A 19,855-nucleotide genomic window follows, 5' to 3' on the forward strand; every position below is an offset into this window, starting at 1 on the left:
TTAGCCGGGTTTTCTTTTCCGGGAATATGAATCACATCAGCCTTCCTCTGAAACCGGTCGGACATGGCCGGCATGGCATGCCGCAAGGGCTATAATATCTGTCATATGCTGGTCGTGAAGACTGTAAAAAACATTTTTCCCTTCCCTGCGTGACTTAACCACACTGCACTGCTTCATGGTTTTCAACTGATGTGAAATTGCAGACTTTGTCATGCCAAGAGCTGCGCCCAAATCGCAGACACACATCTCCCCGCAGGATAAGGCCAAAACCAGTTTCATACGGGTAGGGTCGCTTAATAGTTTAAAAAGCTCTGAAAGGTAATCTAATTCAGCCCTGTTGGATATACCTGCTTTAGCTTCCTCCACCAATTTTTCATTCACAATATGACAGCCGCTGTCTTTCATTTCCATGGTAACCTCCTCCTGTTATTACAATTTACTCACATATATTGTTTCTTGCTGAGAATGCGTGCAGCATTCAGAACAGCAATTACAGACACTCCTACATCGGCAAACACTGCGGCCCACATAGTGGCTAATCCGGCGGCTCCTAAAATCAGGACGCCAAATTTTACTGCCAGAGACAGTATAATATTCTGGCGGACAATTGTCAGCGTTTTTTTTGATATTTTTATGGCTGTAGCTATTTTGGATGGTTCATCCGTCATGATAACAATATCCGCGGCTTCAATGGCGGCATCTGACCCCAGGCCGCCCATAGCAATACCAAGGTCGGCGCGCGCCAGCACAGGCGCATCATTAATCCCGTCACCTACGAAAACCAGCTTTCCTTTGGCTGATTTGTTTTTCATCATTGCCTCTACCTTCTCCACTTTATCGCCGGGAAGAAGCTCCGTGTAAACCTTGTCAAGTTTAAGCCGGGCTGCTACCGACCTGCCGATGGCATCGGTGTCCCCCGTAAGCATTACGGTTTCCTTCACCTGTAAATTTCTGAGAGCCTCCACAGCGTTAAATGCGTCCTCCTTGATTTCATCCGCGATAACGATAAAGCCGCGGTATTCTCCGTCTACTATCACATGGACAATGGTGCCCGCCGCATCACCGGTGTCTGCCGGGGGCAGACCGTACCGGAGAACCATTTTATTGCTGCCGACGGCGATTTTGTGATTGTCCACAACAGCCGTGACACCGTGTCCGGCAATCTCTTCAACCTCTGTAACAAGACTGCTGTCAATCTTTTTCCCATAAGCCGCTTTTAAAGAAAGAGAAATGGGGTGGCTGGAATAGCTTTCCGCATAAGCTGTCAAACGCAGCAGTTCTTCTTTGGAAATCCCTTTTGGTTCAATGGACTGTACCTTAAATATACCTTTAGTCAGGGTTCCTGTCTTGTCAAAAACTATGGTTTCCGTCTGTGCCAGCGCTTCAAGATAATTGCCGCCCTTAACCAGAACGCCGCTCAGGGAAGCGGCTCCAATCCCGCCGAAAAAACTCATAGGCACTGAAATGACAAGCGCACACGGACAGGATATAACCAGGAAGGTCAGAGCGCGGTATATCCAAACAGAAAAAGAGGTTCCCGGAATAACGAGAGGAGGAATCACCGCCATCAATATGGCAACGACGACTACAACCGGTGTATAATAGCGGGCAAATTTGGTTATGAAGTTTTCAGAATTGGATTTCTTACTGCTTGCATTTTCCACTAAATCGAGTATCCTGCTGACGGTGGATTCGCCGAATTCCTTCGTCACCCGTACAGTCAGCAGTCCGCTCATATTAATAAAACCGCTCAAAATCGTATCCCCCGTGACCGCTTCCCGTGGAACCGATTCTCCAGTCAGAGCCTTGGTATCCATCAGGGAGTTCCCTTCCAGGATAACTCCGTCAAGAGGAACCTTTTCCCCGGCCCGAACGATGATTATGTCGCCGACAGCCACCTTATCCGGTGCAACCGTCTCAATCTGTCCGTTTTTTCGGATATTCGCATAGTCGGGGCGGATATCCATGAGACCGGCAATGGATTTACGCGACTTATCCACGGCATAGCTTTGAAATAATTCCCCTACCTGGTAAAACAGCATGACAGCGACGCCTTCCGGATATTCCCCGATTAAAAATGCGCCGATGGTTGCAATGCTCATCAAAAAATTTTCATCAAATATCCGGCCGCGGACGATATTTTTAAACGCTTTCAGAATGACATCTCCGCCTATGATGATAAAAGGCGCCAGAAAAAGGACCGCTTTGATTATGGAACTATTTGTATTCACCAGGACTGCGGCAGTGAAAAGAACTGCGCCCATAGCAATACGGATTAAACGCTTTTTATTGGATTCCATTTGATTACCTATACCTTTCTTAAATTTATCATGGGTTTCCCGTATTATAAAGTATCAATAGATAAGAGTTATATCTCACAAAATCATCCGTAAAATATCTCTCATACAGTTGAGTACATATTCAACTGTCAAGCATATTATAGTTGAACATATGCTCAACTGTCAATATAAAAATTGTAAATACTTTGTAAAACGTAATAAGCTCCTTTGATCCGTATTTAGACATAAAAAAGGCAGAACTTTGAATCGAGTCAAAGTCCTGCCCATTTCCACTATATAATTATATCGTCAGGCCGGCGCAATATCCTGTGCGCATTGCCTCCTGAATCTTGGACGCCTTACGGCAGTCACCGACAAAAATAACCTCCCCGGCCAGCTCATGCCAGCTATCCAGCTGTGCAGAAATGCCGCGCATGCCTGCTGCCACCAGAACGGTGTCAGCTTCCAGAAGCAGTTCCGTACCGTCTGCATCCACAATTTTAACCCCATTCTCCTCCACCGACAATACCTTAGCAGAGCAATAGGAATGAACGGACTCGTTCAGCTTTGTGAGCAGATGGCGCCAGTGAATATAAGGCGCATCTTTTGCCAGCCCGTCCCTCATCTCCACGATGGTTACGTCGTGGCCTTCCCAGGCAAGGCCGAGGCCTTCCTCGCTTCCGGCGAGGCCGCCTCCGATAATTACCACCTTCTTAGCGACGGAAATGTGTTTTTTATACAGATCGGTGATGTGATGTACGATGGGCCGGTCAAGCCCTGGTATGGGCGGATTCACCGGCTCAGCTCCGCAGGCGGCAATCAGTACATCCGGCTTCTCTGCCAGAATCAGCTCCTCGGTAACTTCCGTATTCAGACGAAGTTCCAGATTTGGGGTACGCTGTACCCTGAGCATCATGGATTTGAGGAACTCTACAATATCCTTTTTGAAGGATAGCTGTTTTGAGTAGTCCAGGTTGGCAGCCAGGTGATCGCTCTTCTCACACAGAATCACGTTATGTCCGCGGCGCGCAGCGGTAATTGCCGCTTCCATGCCGCCCGGGCCCCCGCCTGCTACCAGTACTTTCTTTACACGGTCCGGTTTCTCTTCTTTGCGGGTATTCTCATATTCACGTCCCCAGGCCGGATTCACGGTACAGCGGAGCACACCGGATGAAAACGGAACATGAGGAATAAAGCCGGCGCTGATACATGTCTCGCAGCGTATGCATTTACTGATTTCATCGGCTTTTCCCATACGGGCCTTCTTTGGCCAGTCGGGATCCGCTATAAACTGCCGGCCGACCACGACAAAGTCGGTTTTACCATCCACCAGCACAGACTCCATATAATCCGGATCATTGATGCCTCCGACAACGGAAACCAGGGATTCCTTTACGACAGCCTTAATTTTCGCAGCATTTTCTACATTGCAGCCCCTGGGGTAGAACACGGACGGGAACATGCGGGATGCGGTTCCCGTATCATGGAAGGTCGCCGCGGAAACATGAATAATATCCACCTTTCCATCCAGCAGTTTGGCAAATTCCACCGTTTCTTCAATCGGGATGCCTCCCTCGGTATCCTCCTCACCGCTTAAACGGAACTCGATAATCAGATTCGGGCATCTTTGGCGGATGCGGTCCACAATCATAAGCGGGAACCGCGCTTTATTTTCTATACAGCCGCCGTACTTATCAGTGCGGTGGTTATTCAGGTCGGACAGGAACTGGCTGATCAGCCATCCATGGCCGCCATGGATGTTTACAATATCACAGCCTGCAAATTCGGCCATGTAGGCAGCCTGCGCATAGGCATCTGCTATCATGTTCATCATGTCCTCGTCCATTTCGATGACTTTGTCTCCGTAAAGATTCGCCTCCATTGGGCTGGGTCCGATGACATAACCGCCCTCCGCCAGAAAAGCGCCTTTTGCGCGGCAGCCGGAGTGGGTCAGTTCGATGGAAGCCAGCGCTCCCCACTTATGTACGGTGTCAACGGTTTGAATCAGGGTCGGAAGAAGATTTTCGTCATCCAGATGCGGCATGGTTGGATGGGCATGATCGGTCAGGCTATGCACGCCTGCCTCACCCAGCGTTACAATACCGGCGCCGCCCCTGGCAATGGTATCATACATTTCATACGCCTCTCGGGTATAGAATGGAACGTCGCCGCTGGCGGACATGGGTGCAGACTCAATACGGTTCTTGATGTAAACGTTGCGCACACGGATAGGCGCAAACAAATGTGGATAATGGGACATATAGGCCTCCTATTCTCTAAAATGTTTTCAGCTTTCAGCCAGATTCTGATTGCTGATAACCCGGGGGCGGAACAACACCGCGCCGCCGGACAGTTTGTGTATTTTTACCAGAATACGCTTTTTTTTCTGTGCCAATATGTACATCCTAACAGTTTGCTGTTCCAAATGTTATTCAATATTTAAACATTATATTTTAAAATTTCAACTTTTCTTCTCCGGAACATTTAAGGAATCCGCCTCCACGCTCCGGACGGCTCCGGCCCGGAAGGCCCCGGGGGAAATACCGCAGGTACGCTTAAAACAGGTGCAGAAATAGCTGTAGCTGTTCAGCCCGACTCTATAGGCGATCTGCTCAATCGGGACCGAGGTATCGGCCAGCAGTTCCTTGCTGCGCTGGATCCGGCATTCCGTGAGATACTGGACAAAAGTCATGCCAAATTCCTTACGGAATATGCGGGCGAAATGCCCCTCGCTGAATCCCATGATATCTGCCAGGCTGCCTAACCTGATATTCTCCATATAGTGGGTATCAATATACTCGGTAACAGGAATTTTAAAGGAATACTCCTCGTCTGCACTGTGTTCTCCCAATGCCTGGGTCACCTCGTCATAAAACTCCAGAAAACAGATCCTCGTATCCCCCACAAAGCCGCATGACAGGATCCTGGTCATGGCTGCGTCGCTGCGCCGCTGAATCCAGCTCTCCGGCACGCCGCAGCGCACACAGTAATCCTCAATCCGCTGAAGCAGCCGGATCATTTCCATCTTCGCCTTCTGCGGGCGCGTCCGTCCCTCCAGAAGTGCCCGTACAATTCCCTGAAGCACTTCCTCAAGCTGGTCCCGGTTGCCTCTGGCAAAAGCGGCCAGCAGCTCAGGATAAAATTTATTTATATCGGCCTCCTCCCGGACCTCCTCCGCATCCGGCTCCACCTCCTCCAAAAGGATATTGAACTCCTTTCCCGAGAAGTAGCTTTTGCTCAGCGCCAGATCCATTCTTGGATACATCAGGGAAAACTGCCCCAGCCTGCTGCACTGCTGGCTGATACAGACGGAAATCGTGTAAGAGCTTTTTGTCCGGACACATTTTTTAAAGCACTCCGCAACCTCCATCAGTCGTCTGTTGATATCCGGCCCCTCCCATTCCGGACAGCACAAAAAGCAGATTATCTTGTCCAGACTCACCAGATTGGCCATAAATCCCTTCAGTCCCATGCTGTCCATACATTCCCGCATCAGGTTAATCAGGATGGTTTTCTGAAAAAACTCCTGGGTGATAATCATCTTGCTGCTGTAATTGTAATAATCGTCCACCTGAAGCAGCAAAAACCGGTTGGGAAGTGTGTCAAGCCCTACGGTGGCCAGGGCATCTCCGACCTTATCCGGGCGAATATTGTTATAGATTAAGCTGTAAGACAGTTCACAGGCCAATACGTGATGCAGAGTAATATACTTTTTCCAATAGTCCAGTGATTCAGGTATCTTTTTCGATTTATCCATCCTCTTGTACCTCCCCCTACCCAACTCTTCTTTGTTTAAATTTTAGCAAATACAGGCGGTAAACACAAGACCGCAATGCCGTCCATTTTGTGAACAGTAACGCGCCCAATTGCCGCACGGGACATTACCGTGTGAAAAGTACCCCCGTGATCAGCGGCAGATAATATCAGAATTTTTAAATCACTAATCAGAATTATTTAATTACTTTTTCAAAACATCAAATTATAATATCAACAAGCTATTTTCTGTGCCGCAATCAAATTATTCAATATGTCTCAAACCAGAATGGGACATGAGAAGGAGGACTGCCATGCATCCGTATGCACATCTGTTTCAGCCGCTCCGGCTGGGCCGTACCGTCTTAAAAAACAGGATTGAAGCGGCTCCTGTGTCGGTGGCCAATCTGACCCCCCAGGCTCACTTTACCCCGGATAACATTGCCATATTTGAACGAAAAGCCAAAGGAGGCGCCGCCATTGTCAATATGGGAGAGGCCCGAATTGACCTGAAAACAGGAATATCCCATCTCCTGTGCCTGGCTCTGGATGATCCGGAAGTTATGCCTTCCCTGATTCTGGCAACTGACGCCATCAGGCGCCACAATGCCATTCCCGCAATCGAGATTCTTCATCCCGGAGGCCGGGCGAATCCGGAATATTACGACGGACCAATCTGGGCGCCCAGCGACGCCCCCGGGCACCTGGGAAAAGATTACACCGCGCTGGATGAAAAAACGATAGACTACATAGTGAATTGTTTTGCCAATGCGGCGGAGATGGCCTGGCTGGGCGGTGTGGAGATGGTTATGATCCATGGCGGCCACGGCTGGCTGCTTCATGAATTCCTGTCCCCGCTGAACAATCACCGGACCGACAAATTTGGCGGCTCTCTGGAAAACCGGGCGCGAATCTCCCTCATGGTGGTGGATGCCATCCGCAGGCGCTGCCCCGAACTCCTGATCGAGTTCCGGTTAAGCGGCAGTGAACTGGTAGAAGGCGGGCTGACCATTGATGATCAGGTTGAATTTGCAAAGTTACTGGATGGAAAAGTCGATCTGATTCATGTGACTGCCGGTACGTTCCATTACCCGGAAACCAATCAGCATATGGTTCCGAGCATGTTCCACCCATTTGGCGTCAATGTGGAATTTGCGGCCGCTATTAAAAAGGCCGTTAAAACACCGGTGGCCGTTGTGGGCGGACTGGATGAACCGGAGCTGATGGAACAGGTGCTGGCCGAAGGCAAAGCCGATATCATCGCCGTGGGCCGCTCCATTATTGCCGATGCCCAGATGCCCGGCAAGCTCCGCGGCGGCCGGGCCGATGATGTCACTCCCTGCATACGGTGCAACCACTGTATCAGTGAGTCCTTTGTCCCCTATGTCAAATATTCCTCCCGCCTGACACGATGCTCCGTCAATCCGGTAGCCGGGCGCGAATATACCGAAAAGGACGTCTGTCCTGCCCTCATTCCTAAAAAAGTGCTTGTCATCGGTGGCGGTCCTGCCGGTATGGAGGCGGCCATCACACTGGCCGACCGGGGACACCAGGTTATCCTGGCGGAAAAATCCGGCCGGCTGGGAGGAGCTATCCGTTTTGCCGAACACGTTTCGTTCAAATCAAAGCTGGATCAGCTTATGCAGGTATTAATCCGGAGAGTGGAACGGCGTAAGATAACCGTCATGTTGAATACCGGTATGACGCCGGAACTGGCAAGGAGCCTGAGGACCGACGCCATCGTCTGTGCCATCGGCGCCGATCCCATCGTGCCTCCTGTGCCGGGCGTGGACCTTGAAATCGCAGTTTCCGCAGTCGGGATGCATGAGCATATGGAATAGATTGGACAGAATGTAGTCATTCTGGGCGGAGGCCTGGTTGGATGTGAGGAAAGTATCTTTCTGGGTGAACTGGGTAAGAAAGTGACCGTCCTTGAGATGAAACCTGAGCTGTGCCGTGATGCACCTTTTCTTCACCACGAAGCAGTTCTGCTGGAAATGGAACGGCTTGGCATTACGGCCCGCACCGGCATGCGATGTACCGGCATTCTTCCGGATGGCGTTACGGCAGAGCAGGACGGGAAAGAAATCAAGCTTCCGGCCGATACGGTCATAATTGCCGCTGGCCTGGCTCCGAAGCTGGATGAAGCGGAGTCTTTCCGCTCCTGTGCCCCGGAATTCTGGAAGATCGGCGACTGCAGGCAGGCACGGAATGTCCGTCTGGCGATTCACGAGGGCTATGATGCAGGCTCTTATATTGAATAGATAAGATATATCCTGTAACATTTCATGTTGTATGAACTGTTACATATCCCTAATAATCTGGAGACCGTGTTCACACCGTAACACGGCAGAAAGGAATATGATATATGAACGCAATGATTCCAACTATCGTAATTGTATTAATACTTTATTTTGCAGCAATGGTCGTGATTGGATGGATGGGCCGCAGCAAGGCGAGCAACTTTGAAGGATATTTAAGCATGGGCCGCTCCGCCGGAGTGCTGCTTCTGATGGGAGGCGCAATCGGAGGCCAGATAGGCAACGGTTTCGTGGTCGGAGGCGCTGCAGAGGGCGCTGTCAGCGGACTTGCAGGCGCCGCCTACGGTATTGCCTGTGCGCTGTCCACAGTCGTGGTAGCTCTTTTTCTGAATAACTTTATTTATAACAACGGCTATATGTCTATGACAGACTATACCCGTAAACGTTATCACAATGAAATTCCAGGCACTATCTATGATTTGAGTACCGCTATTTCCTCCATCGGCTTAATTGCCGGACAGATTATGGCAGGCAAGGCCCTTTTTGAAGCGCTTGGGCTGCCGGGCAACGTGGGCGCTATCTCTATTGCCGTAGTCGTTCTGCTGTATTCTCAGCTTTCCGGACTGTGGGGCGCTTTTGCCACCTCCGTTATCCAGACAGGCGTTATCCTGGTCGGCCTCGTTGCCACCACGATTGTCCTGTTCAGCAAGGGCGCTGTAGGCGAGATGAGCGCAGCCATTCAGGCCGGTAACCTGGCAAGCTCCTCTCTGGATTTCAGCGGTCTGTCCGCAGCCGGTTTTGCAGGCATGATGCTGCCTCTGCTGTTAGGTATCGTAACCGACCAGCCGACTTATCAGCGTGTTAACTCCGCAAAGAGCGCGAAGATTTCCCGTATTGCCTGCTATCTTTCCTGCCTTGTTATGATTCCGCTGGCTCTGATGCCCGCCTTTATCGGCTCTTACGGTTCCTTTAAATACGGCGCCACCGGAAACAGCGCTTTCTTCGATGTCATCCTGATGGAACTTCCCGCCATTGTCTGCGCGCTGATTATCGCCGCTGTTCTGGCCGCCTGCATGTCCACCATCGACTGCGGCCTGATCACGATGTCAACTGTATTGACTCGCGATATCTGGCAGGGCACGCTGAAGAAAAACCCAACAGAGGCCCAGTTAAAGAAAATTACATTGGGAGTCAATATCGGCTTCATGGCTACCTCAACCGCTCTGGCTCTGTCCGCCAGCAGCATCCTGGGGCTTCTGAACTCCGTATACTCCTTCCTGGCTGCCGCTTGTTTCGTTCCGTTTGTCGGCGGTTTGGCCTGGAAAAGAGGCACTGCAGCCGGCGCCGTTGCCGCTTCCATCGTTGGCGTTGCCACCGTACTTATCAGTTGGACCGGTGTCGTATTCCCGTTTGGCAGTATCATACCGGCCGGAATCTTCCCTGTCATTCCGTCTGCCATCGCTTACATTATCGTAAGTCTTTGCAGCAAGAATACAGAGGCGCAGGCCGCATAGAAAACGCAATTTTGCAGGCGCCCCTGCGGGGCGAACGAACTAATACCGAGGGTGCTGCTTTAATTTTGCAGCACCCTCATTCTACTCCACCCAAATTCACCTATTCAACCGAAAGTGAGGCACCTTATGACCACCCCGTCCATTGTTATTTTAATCCTGCTGTCCTATGGAACTGCGATGCTGCTCATCAGCAGGCGAGCAAGCCGCCGGATACGCAGCTTTCAGGACACTATCGCGGCCCCCGGTCAAACTTCCCTGTTTTTGCTGGCAGGCAGCGCCATCGGCGGCCAAATCGGCAGCGGATTTGTCATCGGCGGTGCGGAATACGGCGCCCGCTACGGCATTGCGGGCGCCTGGTATGGTATCGGCTGCGGGCTTTCCTACTTTATCACTGCGGCCCTGTGCCGTTTCATCCGCACCCATCACTATGTCTCCCCGGCCGATTATTTTGCCCGCCGTTACAGCGGTCATGCGACCCGTATGATTTATACTGCCGCAAGTATCTCCTGCAGCGTTTCTCTGCTGGCCGGGCAGCTTCTGGCCGGAAGGGCCATATTCCTGACATTGGGCCTTCCGGCCCAGTGGGGTGTCGTCCTGACTGCGGTTATCGCGCTGGTATACTCAAACGCCGCTGGTTTATGGGGGTCTATGGCAGTCTCCTCCATCCAGAGCGTCATTATCTTTATCGGAATGTCCACAGCCCTGTTTCTGATGATGTCCGCTCCCGGTCCTGGGGTACTGGCAGCCGCTCTGCCTGCTTCCAGCTTTCATCTAGCGCCCTTTGGCGCCGAATTTTTAGTCTCTATGACTGCTCCCATCGTTTTGGCAAGCTCAGTGAACCAGATCTCATTCCAGAGCGCCGCCTCTGCCAAATCCCTCAAATCGGCCAGAGGCGGTTATCTTCTGGCCGGACTGACATTGATCCCGGTCGCATTCATTCCGCCCCTGCTGGGCATGTACGGGCGCGCTTTGTTTCCCGGTATTCCCGCTGAAAATGTATTTTCCTCTCTGCTGCTCACGCGCCTTCCCACCGCCGTGGCCGCCGTGATCCTGGCGGCCGTAATCTGCGCCGTGGTCTCCTCCTGCAACAGCGCTTACATTGCCGTGGCCGCAAACTTTGTCCATGATATCTACCTTGGTATGGTAAATCCCGGAGCAGACAGCAGAACCTGCCGGCGCCTGATGCTTCTGGCCGATATGGCAGTCTGCTGCATCGGAATACTTCTGGCGCTGAAAATGAACGACATTATCCGGGTACTCTCCATGGGATACAGCCTGATGGCCTCCGGCTGTCTCGTTCCCTTCCTGGGCGGCGTCATCTGGAAAAAAGGCACCAGCCGCGGAGCGCTGTACAGCGCCTTTGCAGGCATGGCAGTTTCGCTGGCCGCCTCGCTGGAACTGATACGCCTGCCTTACGCCAGTATTTCCAGCATTCTGATAAGCGCGGCGGTATATGCGGCCGTCAGTCTCCTCGCACCGGAAAAAAACGGCTGATACGGTCAGGCCATGCTGTCGCTGAATGCAAAGATTGCGGTAAATCCCGCGTCCTCCTGTTTCATCTGTTTCAGAATATAGGGTATATTGCTTTCCGCTACCGGTACTTCCCGAATCAGCTCCGGAAAAACGGGCAGCCCTGCCTCCTCATGTGCCCGGATATGTAAGACGGTCCATTCAGGCACAAAATCCGGCTGTGGCCGTTGTCAATCAGATATTTTGCAGCCAATCTGGATAAACGGCACGCCGGACTGCATTACCGCTTATTTTTTCAACCAGCCCAGGTATGTCATTCAGGCTTCCCAGTTCAAAGTCAGCAAGACTCCTGTCAAAGTTAAACCGGCGGTCTATCAGAGCCGCCACATGCATTCCGGCGCTGTGGGCCGCGGTAATCCCCACGGTGGAGTCTTCGATCACCAGGCATTCCTCCGGCTTTACCCCCAGTTTCTCTGCCGTATAAAAATAGATTTCCGGATCCGGTTTGCTCCTTTTGAACATTCCTCCGCTTACCATCAGTTCCAGACGCTCTGCCACATGGTTCATTGTCAGGATCTTTGTGACCTGCTCGATGTTGGTGGAGGATGCAACAGCCAGTTTAAATCCTCTCTCCCGTATCCAGTCCATTACCGTAAGAACCTCCGGGCGGAAAATGGCCTGATAATCCACTAACTCAAACACCTCGTCCCAGCGGCTGCGGTACTGCTGTCTTAACTCCTCCCAGGATTCACCGTTATCCACCGCCTTCTCCACCACAATCCAGCAGTCCCGTTTTGTCGTTCCAACCGTTCCGTACAGATCCTCGATCAGGATGTCCGGATTCTTTTCCTTAGCGAACTCATAGATATATTTTAAGTACTCCATCTCGCTGTCTATAATAACCCCGTCCATATCAAATATAACTGCTTTTATCATAAATCCTCCTGAATTTCTGCCTTTTGCTGTTAGTATACAGGAGAATTGCGGTTCTTTGCAAGGTCTTCCGGGGACGGCTGTAAAAAAATTCACAATTTTTCCGCCCGACTGACCTTTTCCCCGCATTGGCTTTCTGCTATAATCTATTGGTACTTTACATTATGGAACAAAGCGATTGTTGCCGTCTTGATTAACGGACGGCTGTTTATCTGAGAAAGGAGCCGCAGAAATATTCCGTAAAAGCCGGTGTTTCTGCCAGGTAAGTGATGAAATATTTCCAGCATTTTCTCGGTATCCTGTGCGCATTCTGCCTGATGATTATTTTTCTGATCACATCGGTAGAGGCTGTCGCATACTGGACCCCGGGCTATTATGAAAAAGAGTATGAAAAATATGGTGTTGCAGAGGATGTAAATATGGAAATGGAGGATCTTCTGGACGTGACGCAGGAGATGATGGCCTTTCTCCGTGGTAAGAGGGCGGATCTTCATGTCCCCACAACTGTGGGAGGCGTTCAGCGGGAGTTTTTCAATGAACGGGAGATCGCCCATATGGTCGATGTGCAGCATCTCTTTTTAGCTGCGATCGCCATCCGCAGGATTTGTGCAGTGATTATCCTTCTCAGCATCGCACTGCTTTGGCGGACGAAAGCTGATATAAAACGCCTGCTGCCTCGGATGCTCTGTATCGGTACTGCGCTGTTTTTTGCATTAACTGCTGCCCTTGCAGCCATAATATCCACAGACTTCACGAAATATTTTATACTTTTCCACAAAATATTCTTTACCAATGACCTGTGGATTCTGGATCCATCAACCGATTTGTTGATAAACATTGTCCCGGAACCATTTTTTGTGGATACCGCTGCCAGAATTGGTGTCACTTTTGCAGCGGCAACCATCCTGTTGTTCGCCATATGTATTTTTTTTATCCGCCGGACGCCGGAAAAACAGCCGTAAGGACAATCCCACCACCCCGTCCGCTGGCCTACGGCGGCGTCCTCACCTGCTTAACTAAGTGACATTGGTTCACAGCATGCCTCTTTATGCATGATGTAAACAATAACATGGAATTTACAGACTTTTCCACATGTGGACAATTTTTCTTTACATGAAATTCGGATTCCTATATACTGTTAAATAGTAATTACGTTTATATTACAAATATTAATATATACAGTGACAGAAACCCGCTGATTATTAACAAGAACAGGATTTGATTATAGAATGAAACGAAAAATTATAAGCATGTTATTATCCCTGCTTTTGATGGCCTGGCTCTGTCCGTCCACCGTGCTGGCTTCAGCCGACTGGCCGGACAACGTGTCCATTGAGTCCGATGCAGGTATTATTATGGATGCCAACTCAGGCGCCGTAATATATGGAAAGAATATCCACGCCACGTACGCCCCGGCCAGTATCACCAAGGTCCTGACCGCATTGATTGTGCTGGAACGCTGTTCGATGGATGAGACGGTGACCTTTTCCCAGAATGCGGTGTACAATGTGGAGTCCAACAGCAGCAGCGCCGGTTATGATACCGGAGATACCGCCAGCGTAAAAGACTGTCTTTACGCCCTGCTTTTAAAGTCTGCCAATGAAGCGGCTAATGCCCTGGCTGAACACATTTCCGGCACAACGGAAGAATTTGCCGTGCTGATGAATGAAAAGGCGGCCGAGCTCGGCTGTCAGGATTCCCATTTTTCAAACCCGAGCGGACTGAATGATGAAAACCATTATGTCAGCGCTTACGACATGGCGCTGATTACAAAGGCGGCATTTGAAAACGCGGATTTTTCAAAAATAGTGGCAACTACATACTATGAGCTGCCTCCCAATAAGAAGAACCCGGAAGGCCAGGGAATTTCCCCCGGCAACAAAATGATCAAGAAAAACTGGCCGGATCAGTACCGTCCCGATGTAATCGGAGGCAAGACCGGCTATACCTCCATTGCTCTCAATACGCTGGTCATTGGCGCACAGCAGGGAGATACGAAGTTTGTTACCGTCATCCTGCACAGCTCCGGGACCCAGTACAGCGACACAAAGGCATTGCTGAACTTTGGATTTAATAATTTTAAAGCGGTAAGAATAGCCGATTATGATAAAACATTTTCTACCATTGGCGACGATTTGAAAATATCCGGCCTGCCCACCTCTGAAAAGCAGGTGCTGACCATTGATCCGGACAGTAAAATTATTCTTCCGGTTACAGCGGACTTTTCCGAAACAACCGTATCTCTTGATTACACACTGCCGGCCGGAGCTCCGTCAGGGGCAATCGCCTGCGTAAATTACCTGCTGGGAGAAAGAACGGTTGGACACGCTTACCTTACATTAAAGGATGCTGTCTCCGATGCCGGTTTGGCTCTGCCCCAGGCCCTCCTTGAAGTGCAGCCGTCTGCGTTGGCTCCCGCTGCTGAAAATCCGGATATTTCACATCCGGAGGACAAGGAACCGGCCCCAGGACCGTCAGCGCGAAACGCGGATGGAGCAGCACAGCCGCCCGAATCGGAGCCGTCAAAACAGGACGGCAATAAATTCAGTATTTCCCTCAAAATACCGTCGCTGTTCTGGAAGATTCTCGCCGTCGTCGTTGTTGCCGGCGGTTCCGGGACATTTGCCGTATTGGTCTTCAAACGGCGCAGGGCGCAGGAAGAGGCGGCTTTACTGGAGCGGCGCCGGCGCAGAGCCGAGCGGTTAAAGGAAACGGGAATTTCGGAAGCTGATTTTGACCTGATGATGCAGCAGAAGAGAATTTCCTCCCCTGAGCGGGAACGGAAAGCTCCCGCCGGTAAAGGACGAAAAAGAAAATAGCGTTACTAGGTTTCTGGCCGGATGGAGAACTACAGCGTTTCTGGACATTCATTCTTCCAGCAAAGAGAATCGTCCATGATATAATGGCGGCGCTGCCCGCTGGACTTAGCCTTGTATTCGATTGCCTCCGTGGGACATCCCCCGATACAGGCCATGCAGTGGGTGCAGCGGCCCTTCCATACGGGTTTTCCGCCTTCAATGGATATGTTGTTCAGCGGACATCGCAGGGCGCATTTTCCGCAGGAGATACATTTATCAGAAACAGTAAAACCTTTATCTTTTACAAAAAGTCTGTAAAACAGCGGATTGACGGGGCCGCTTTCAATCTTGCCGACAAGGGAAACCGGCTGCGCGGTCAATGTCTCTCCTGATTGAATCTGCCTTGCAAGATCGGTTATGACCGGACCGGCTTTTTCAATAATTTCCCGGCTTTCGGATTCACCTGGGGTGGGAAACAGAGCCAGATAATTTTCCGGCATAAGCACCGAACACAGACCGCGATAACGCAGCCCTTTTCGGCGGCAGAGTTTTTCCGCATAAACAGCGGCATTTCCGCCGCTGCCGCCGCAGGTCAATATAAAATAAGCATCGCGGCTGCCTTCAAAATCATTCTCCATAATCCATTGCTCCACCACCCTTGGCAGACGCCAGGAATATACAGGAGCAACAAATACCAGCGGGCGTTCCGAACGGAACACCGCTTTTTCTCCCTTCTTCATATATCGGTTAATCGATACTGCCTTATCGCCTGTCATTTCTGCTATCCGGACTGCCACTAGCTGACTGTTCCCCGTACCACTAAAATAAAAAACCATATGCTCCTCCTCTTGACAGATTAAAGAAATCTTTATATGATACATATTGTATCACATAGATCGTTGATGTCAATGCGTCAACCTGAGACAAAATATGGGAAAATGTATCATCATGGATAAAAGAAAAATAGCCAATCAACTGGTAAAAGACCGTTTATTCTCGGCACTGGTTGATTTTGCAGGCGAAAAAGACTGGTCAAAGGTTAAAGTTACAGAGTTAATTGAAAAATCCGGTGTTGCCCGGGCTTCTTTCTACCGGAACTTTAAATCGGTGGAAGAAATTATCGGCTATGGAATCCATAAACTGAGTCTTGAATATCATGAAAAAATGCCGGCCTTAACTGAGAGTCCGCACAGCAGGGAGATGATACTGTATAAGTTCCGGTTCTACCGTGAACATGCCGATCTCGTGCTGGCGTTTCACCATGCAAAGATTTCCACCACTCTGCTGGATGTTATCACAGACTGTGAGATTGATGCCTACGGCGATATGCCGGCCAATTCCATTGCAAAATATGAGCTTTATTATTTTGCCGGCGCATTTTATAATATGCTGCTCTGCTGGCTTGAGGGCGGCATGAGGGAAACTCCCGAAGCCATGACCGACGAGTTTTTACGGATTGCCGGCAGTTTCAGCCAGCGCCAGGGCGCGCCTGAAAATCTATAGCGATTACCGGCATGCTCCCCGCGCAGGTCACCGCCTTCAATACAAATGGGAGAATACCGTTTCCGATATTCTCCCACTATCTTTTTAAAGTGTTCCGCATTCTTCTGATACAGATTTATCCGAATTATTTCTGAATGCCCGCTTCGCTTTGTTGCGATCTGCCCGCTTCTTTTTTGCTTCTTCCTTCTTTTTCGTAATCAGAGCCGCACCGTCTTCTCCTATCAGCTTTGTCGTCTTAACGGCAAAGACGGAACCGTCCTCCGATTTTTTAATGCGGATTTTGCCCTTCATATAACCGTGTTCCGGGCAATAAGCAAGGCAAAAATAGAACTTCTGGTTTGAGGAAAACCATCTAATCTTTTTCCTTAGTGTACGGCGGCATTTGTAGCAGACCATGTCCGTCACTCTGCGCTCCTCAAGTATTCTTTCTTTTGTATCATACATCCTGGATACGAACTTCGCATATCCCGGAAATTCCAGGTAAATCTCATCTTCCTCTGTCTCCGGCGGCCTGTAATAATCCACTGAGACATACTCCACCATGCTGTAAAAATCCATCTCGGCCATGATACGCCCGGTATAATACGCATCATCGAGCGCCCGGTGAAACGGCCTGTCTTCCGCAATCCCCAGCTCCTCCACAACCGTATCCAGCGAATCCTTCTGCTTATCTCCCCTAATCAGTCCGTAAATTTTCTGAAGATCGTAATACAGCAGCGGCATTCGGAAAGGAATATCCAGGCCATGGTACACCATATTCCTCTGAAGCTCCGTCAAATCCATGGAACCCCAGGTACAGAATTTATAGTCGTCCCCGCACCAGGCCAGAAACTCTTCCATGGCCTTGCCGAACTCCTCGCCTTCCATATTCAGTTCATCCATCGACATGTGGGTTACTTCAGAAATTTTAAAGTGCATCTGCCGGTATACTCTGGGCCGGATCAGACGGCGGAATTCCGATATGATTTATAAACTAGCATTCAGCTTGACCGCGCCGATTTCAATAATTTCAAACGGCAGCCGATCCATGGAGCCGTCTTTCCCAAGAGGACTCTGATTCCATTCCAAGTCTAATACAATATACTGTCCCATAACTATACATTCCAATCATTCATTTGGTATCAAGTCACACTATATAACTTTACCACATTATGAGACATAAGTCGAGTATTATTAGGTGGTTGAAATTTCCTGGTCCAGGTTTCGTTTAGCAGGTGAGGACGCCGCCGGGACGGCCGGCGGACGGGGTTGTGGGGTGATTGGATGAGTCTTATCCTTCCCCTGTTTTCTTTCGCACCGGCAAAATGGCTCAGCCTTTTTTCGGCTGTGTCATCAGGCTGACCGCCACATAGGCAATCAAAGACGGCAATATCGGGAAGATGGATGCCATCGGCATCTGTAATCCCATTTTATTGACAATAACACAGGCAATTCCAATCAGGAAGCTGGCAATGGCACCCTGGGTCGTCCCTTTCTTCCAGAGGATTCCGCCCGCTATCATCACCAATCCTCCAGCCGTCATAAAAGTATAGGCCATGGACAGCAGGGAGATAATGCTGGAAAACTGCAATGACAGGATAAGGGCAATTAAACCGACAATCACCGTTGACCAGGTTGTCATTTTTGCCAGTGTCTTCTCACTGGCCTGAGGATTTATAAGTCTTGTCTCCCCGGAGATTTTCGTTACCGTTACCACTGCCGGAAGTTTTGTTTTAATCATGTCGTAACCGTCGTCATTCTCCCGTTTCACTAAAACCCCGTCCTCCGACAGCTCTGCATCGGATGCATAGGTAATCTGGGGGAGGTCCAGATGTTCCGCCATCTCCGGTCCAACCTGGGCCGTATCTCCGTCTATCGCCTGTTTGCCGCAGAGGATCAGTCCGACGTCTCCCAGCTCTTTGCTCAGCCACGCAACTGCCCGGGACAGTACAAAGCTGGTCGCCAGCGTGTCGGAACCGCCGAACGCCCTGTCGCTGATGAGCCATGCCCGATCCGCTCCTACCGCCAGACATTCCTTTAACGCTTCTTTGGCCTGCTCCGGTCCCATGGAAATAACAAGGACCTCCGCCCCATAGCGTTCCTTCAAACGGAGTGCCGTTTCCAGGGCATATGCGTCATATGGATTCACGATGCTGGGGACACCGGCGCGTATCAGTGTGTTTGTCACAGGATCAATTTTAATTTCCGTTGTATCGGGAACCTGTTTTACACATACAATAATCTTCATATTCTTCTTCCACCGTCCTTTTAATTTTCTATGTATTTATTGTATCAGAGCAAATTTTCTAAAAATAGCAGTTTAAATTTTTACAGGAATGCAACTGAAAGTTGCATCCAAAAATAAAGTGATGTATAATATAGGTCACAGTTCATCCTGCCAAAACAGGCAGTACAGTGAAGATACCATAGATACGTGTACACATATACGGGAAGGTGAGATTATTGGAAATACGACAGTTACGTTATTTCATGCAGGTATGTGAGAGCGGCAGCCTTTTAAAGGCCTCGGAAGTGCTTTTTATCTCCCACCAGGCTCTCAGCAAATCCCTGTCGTTACTGGAGAAGGAACTGGGCGCCGCCCTGTTCTACCGGACCCCCAAGGGCATGATACCGACCCAGTTCGGCCAGGAGCTTCTGGAGGACAGCCGCCCGATTCTTGCGGAATGGGACCAGCTAAATCTGAAGCTGGAAGAATCGGCCACGCGCCACAAGGGAAAAATACGGCTTGGCCTGTCGGGAGGACTGATTTACTTCGGTTCAAAAAAGATCTGGGAATATTTTAAAGAGCTGCACCCGCATACGGAAATTCAACCGTATGAGCACGGCTATATCGAGGGCCTAAAGTGTCTGAAAGCGGGGACGCTGGATGCTGTCGTGATATCCGATTATGAGAATACGGACGGCTTCATCACCTACAGCCTGCCCTCCACCAGACGTCTTTTGATTGTGGAAAAAAGCAATCCTCTCGCATCGAAGGAGGAGCTGGAAATTAAAGATTTGAGAAATGAAAAATTTATTTTATGCATCAATGATTTTGCGTACAATAAATTCCTGCGGCTTTGCCAGGCGGAGGGATTCACCCCCGACGTTCGCCGTACCAGCGACACGGTTTACATGTACAAGCTGTGCAGTGAAGACGGCCTGTGCGGCCTGTGCATCGACTCCAATACGTCGAATCTGGTTCCCAAATATCCGGAACTGCGGGCCATACCATTTAAAGACAATGCGTTTCCCTATCCGATGATGCTGGCCGTAAGAAATAATTATCCAAAACCAACACTGATCAAAGAACTGGTGGACTTCCTCACCTATTCCCTGAACAGCGTCTTATACTAACGAGACGG

The 19,855-nt window shown here is 50.0% G+C and carries 14 protein-coding genes and 2 pseudogenes; 7 read left to right on the plus strand and 9 right to left on the minus strand.

The genetic code is table 11. The annotated features are described in order from the left end of the window. Positions 1–36: 36 nt before the first annotated feature. The 4 genes from CLOSYM_RS01785 to CLOSYM_RS01800 form a co-directional block, all read right to left on the minus strand. Positions 37–411 carry an ArsR/SmtB family transcription factor gene (locus tag CLOSYM_RS01785; protein WP_003503854.1) on the minus strand — a complete coding sequence of 125 codons (375 nt, stop codon included), beginning with the start codon at positions 409–411 and terminating at the stop codon, positions 37–39. A gap of 29 nt (positions 412–440) precedes the next feature. Beyond that, entirely contained in the window at positions 441–2,300 is a 1,860-nt protein-coding gene (locus tag CLOSYM_RS01790) for a heavy metal translocating P-type ATPase (protein WP_021640701.1), read from the minus strand. Between the two features lie 280 nt (positions 2,301–2,580). Beyond that, positions 2,581–4,539, minus strand: a complete 1,959-nt coding sequence (locus CLOSYM_RS01795; protein ID WP_044902044.1) for an oxidoreductase — start codon at positions 4,537–4,539, stop codon at positions 2,581–2,583. Between the two features lie 201 nt (positions 4,540–4,740). Continuing rightward, a complete protein-coding gene (locus CLOSYM_RS01800) occupies positions 4,741–6,036 on the minus strand; it encodes a helix-turn-helix transcriptional regulator (RefSeq protein WP_021640704.1) in 1,296 nt (431 codons plus the stop codon). A 310-nt stretch (positions 6,037–6,346) separates the two neighbouring features. Between CLOSYM_RS01800 and CLOSYM_RS01805 the strand changes: the two are divergent. The 3 genes and pseudogenes from CLOSYM_RS01805 to CLOSYM_RS01815 all read left to right on the plus strand — a co-directional run bounded on the left by CLOSYM_RS01805 (position 6,347) and on the right by CLOSYM_RS01815 (position 11,301). Further along, a pseudogene (locus tag CLOSYM_RS01805) lies at positions 6,347–8,296 on the plus strand (oxidoreductase). Positions 8,297–8,400: 104 nt separating this feature from the next. Beyond that, positions 8,401–9,807 (plus strand): sodium:solute symporter family protein, encoded by a 1,407-nt coding sequence (locus CLOSYM_RS01810; RefSeq protein ID WP_003503845.1) that lies wholly within the window; start codon positions 8,401–8,403, stop codon positions 9,805–9,807. A gap of 126 nt (positions 9,808–9,933) precedes the next feature. Beyond that, complete coding sequence (locus tag CLOSYM_RS01815) at positions 9,934–11,301, plus strand: sodium:solute symporter family protein (RefSeq protein ID WP_003503843.1); 1,368 nt, start codon at positions 9,934–9,936, stop codon at positions 11,299–11,301. Positions 11,302–11,306: 5 nt separating this feature from the next. Here CLOSYM_RS01815 and CLOSYM_RS01820 read toward each other — a convergent pair whose 3' ends face one another. Together CLOSYM_RS01820 and CLOSYM_RS01825 are read right to left on the minus strand one after the other, a co-directional pair. Next, entirely contained in the window at positions 11,307–11,486 is a 180-nt protein-coding gene (locus CLOSYM_RS01820; protein ID WP_003503842.1) for a hypothetical protein, read from the minus strand. Between the two features lie 25 nt (positions 11,487–11,511). After that, positions 11,512–12,213 (minus strand): HAD family hydrolase, encoded by a 702-nt coding sequence (locus CLOSYM_RS01825; protein ID WP_003503839.1) that lies wholly within the window; start codon positions 12,211–12,213, stop codon positions 11,512–11,514. A gap of 266 nt (positions 12,214–12,479) precedes the next feature. Between CLOSYM_RS01825 and CLOSYM_RS01830 the strand changes: the two genes are divergently transcribed. Together CLOSYM_RS01830 and CLOSYM_RS01835 are read left to right on the plus strand one after the other, a co-directional pair. Next, positions 12,480–13,172, plus strand: a complete 693-nt coding sequence (locus CLOSYM_RS01830) for a TIGR01906 family membrane protein (protein ID WP_003510962.1) — start codon at positions 12,480–12,482, stop codon at positions 13,170–13,172. A gap of 267 nt (positions 13,173–13,439) precedes the next feature. Continuing rightward, positions 13,440–15,029, plus strand: coding sequence for a D-alanyl-D-alanine carboxypeptidase family protein (locus tag CLOSYM_RS01835; RefSeq protein WP_021640711.1), 1,590 nt, complete (start codon positions 13,440–13,442; stop codon positions 15,027–15,029). Positions 15,030–15,058: 29 nt separating this feature from the next. Here CLOSYM_RS01835 and CLOSYM_RS01840 read toward each other — a convergent pair whose 3' ends face one another. Beyond that, entirely contained in the window at positions 15,059–15,844 is a 786-nt protein-coding gene (locus CLOSYM_RS01840; RefSeq protein ID WP_003503834.1) for an EFR1 family ferrodoxin, read from the minus strand. Between the two features lie 112 nt (positions 15,845–15,956). Between CLOSYM_RS01840 and CLOSYM_RS01845 the strand changes: the two genes are divergently transcribed. Next, positions 15,957–16,511: a TetR/AcrR family transcriptional regulator gene (locus tag CLOSYM_RS01845; RefSeq protein ID WP_024738865.1), complete on the plus strand. Its 555-nt coding sequence runs from the start codon at positions 15,957–15,959 to the stop codon at positions 16,509–16,511. 84 nt (positions 16,512–16,595) lie between these two features. Here CLOSYM_RS01845 and CLOSYM_RS01850 read toward each other — a convergent pair. Then, positions 16,596–17,603: pseudogene (locus CLOSYM_RS01850) on the minus strand (3'-5' exonuclease). A gap of 217 nt (positions 17,604–17,820) precedes the next feature. Beyond that, complete coding sequence (locus CLOSYM_RS01855) at positions 17,821–18,738, minus strand: electron transfer flavoprotein subunit beta/FixA family protein (protein ID WP_021640715.1); 918 nt, start codon at positions 18,736–18,738, stop codon at positions 17,821–17,823. A gap of 206 nt (positions 18,739–18,944) precedes the next feature. Here CLOSYM_RS01855 and CLOSYM_RS01860 point away from each other — a divergent pair, with 206 nt between their 5' ends. Next, on the plus strand, positions 18,945–19,847 hold the full coding sequence (locus tag CLOSYM_RS01860; RefSeq protein ID WP_242828635.1) for a LysR family transcriptional regulator: 903 nt from the start codon (positions 18,945–18,947) through the stop codon (positions 19,845–19,847). Positions 19,848–19,855: the final 8 nt, after the last annotated feature.

This window comes from [Clostridium] symbiosum ATCC 14940 (assembly GCF_000466485.1).
GTDB classification, from domain to species: Bacteria; Bacillota; Clostridia; order Lachnospirales; family Lachnospiraceae; genus Otoolea; species Otoolea symbiosa.

Excerpts from the sequence above, each read along its gene's own strand:
- CLOSYM_RS01825 (WP_003503839.1), bottom strand. The coding sequence starts at position 12,213 with ATGATAAAAGCAGTTATATTTGATATGGACGGGGTTATTATAGACAGC.
- CLOSYM_RS01855 (WP_021640715.1), bottom strand. The coding sequence starts at position 18,738 with ATGAAGATTATTGTATGTGTAAAACAGGTTCCCGATACAACGGAAATT.
- CLOSYM_RS01800 (WP_021640704.1), bottom strand. The coding sequence starts at position 6,036 with ATGGATAAATCGAAAAAGATACCTGAATCACTGGACTATTGGAAAAAG.
- CLOSYM_RS01795 (WP_044902044.1), bottom strand. The coding sequence starts at position 4,539 with ATGTCCCATTATCCACATTTGTTTGCGCCTATCCGTGTGCGCAACGTT.
- CLOSYM_RS01810 (WP_003503845.1), top strand. The coding sequence starts at position 8,401 with ATGAACGCAATGATTCCAACTATCGTAATTGTATTAATACTTTATTTT.
- CLOSYM_RS01830 (WP_003510962.1), top strand. The coding sequence starts at position 12,480 with ATGAAATATTTCCAGCATTTTCTCGGTATCCTGTGCGCATTCTGCCTG.
- CLOSYM_RS01835 (WP_021640711.1), top strand. The coding sequence starts at position 13,440 with ATGAAACGAAAAATTATAAGCATGTTATTATCCCTGCTTTTGATGGCC.
- CLOSYM_RS01790 (WP_021640701.1), bottom strand. The coding sequence starts at position 2,300 with ATGGAATCCAATAAAAAGCGTTTAATCCGTATTGCTATGGGCGCAGTT.
- CLOSYM_RS01815 (WP_003503843.1), top strand. The coding sequence starts at position 9,934 with ATGACCACCCCGTCCATTGTTATTTTAATCCTGCTGTCCTATGGAACT.
- CLOSYM_RS01845 (WP_024738865.1), top strand. The coding sequence starts at position 15,957 with ATGGATAAAAGAAAAATAGCCAATCAACTGGTAAAAGACCGTTTATTC.
- CLOSYM_RS01840 (WP_003503834.1), bottom strand. The coding sequence starts at position 15,844 with ATGGTTTTTTATTTTAGTGGTACGGGGAACAGTCAGCTAGTGGCAGTC.
- CLOSYM_RS01785 (WP_003503854.1), bottom strand. The coding sequence starts at position 411 with ATGGAAATGAAAGACAGCGGCTGTCATATTGTGAATGAAAAATTGGTG.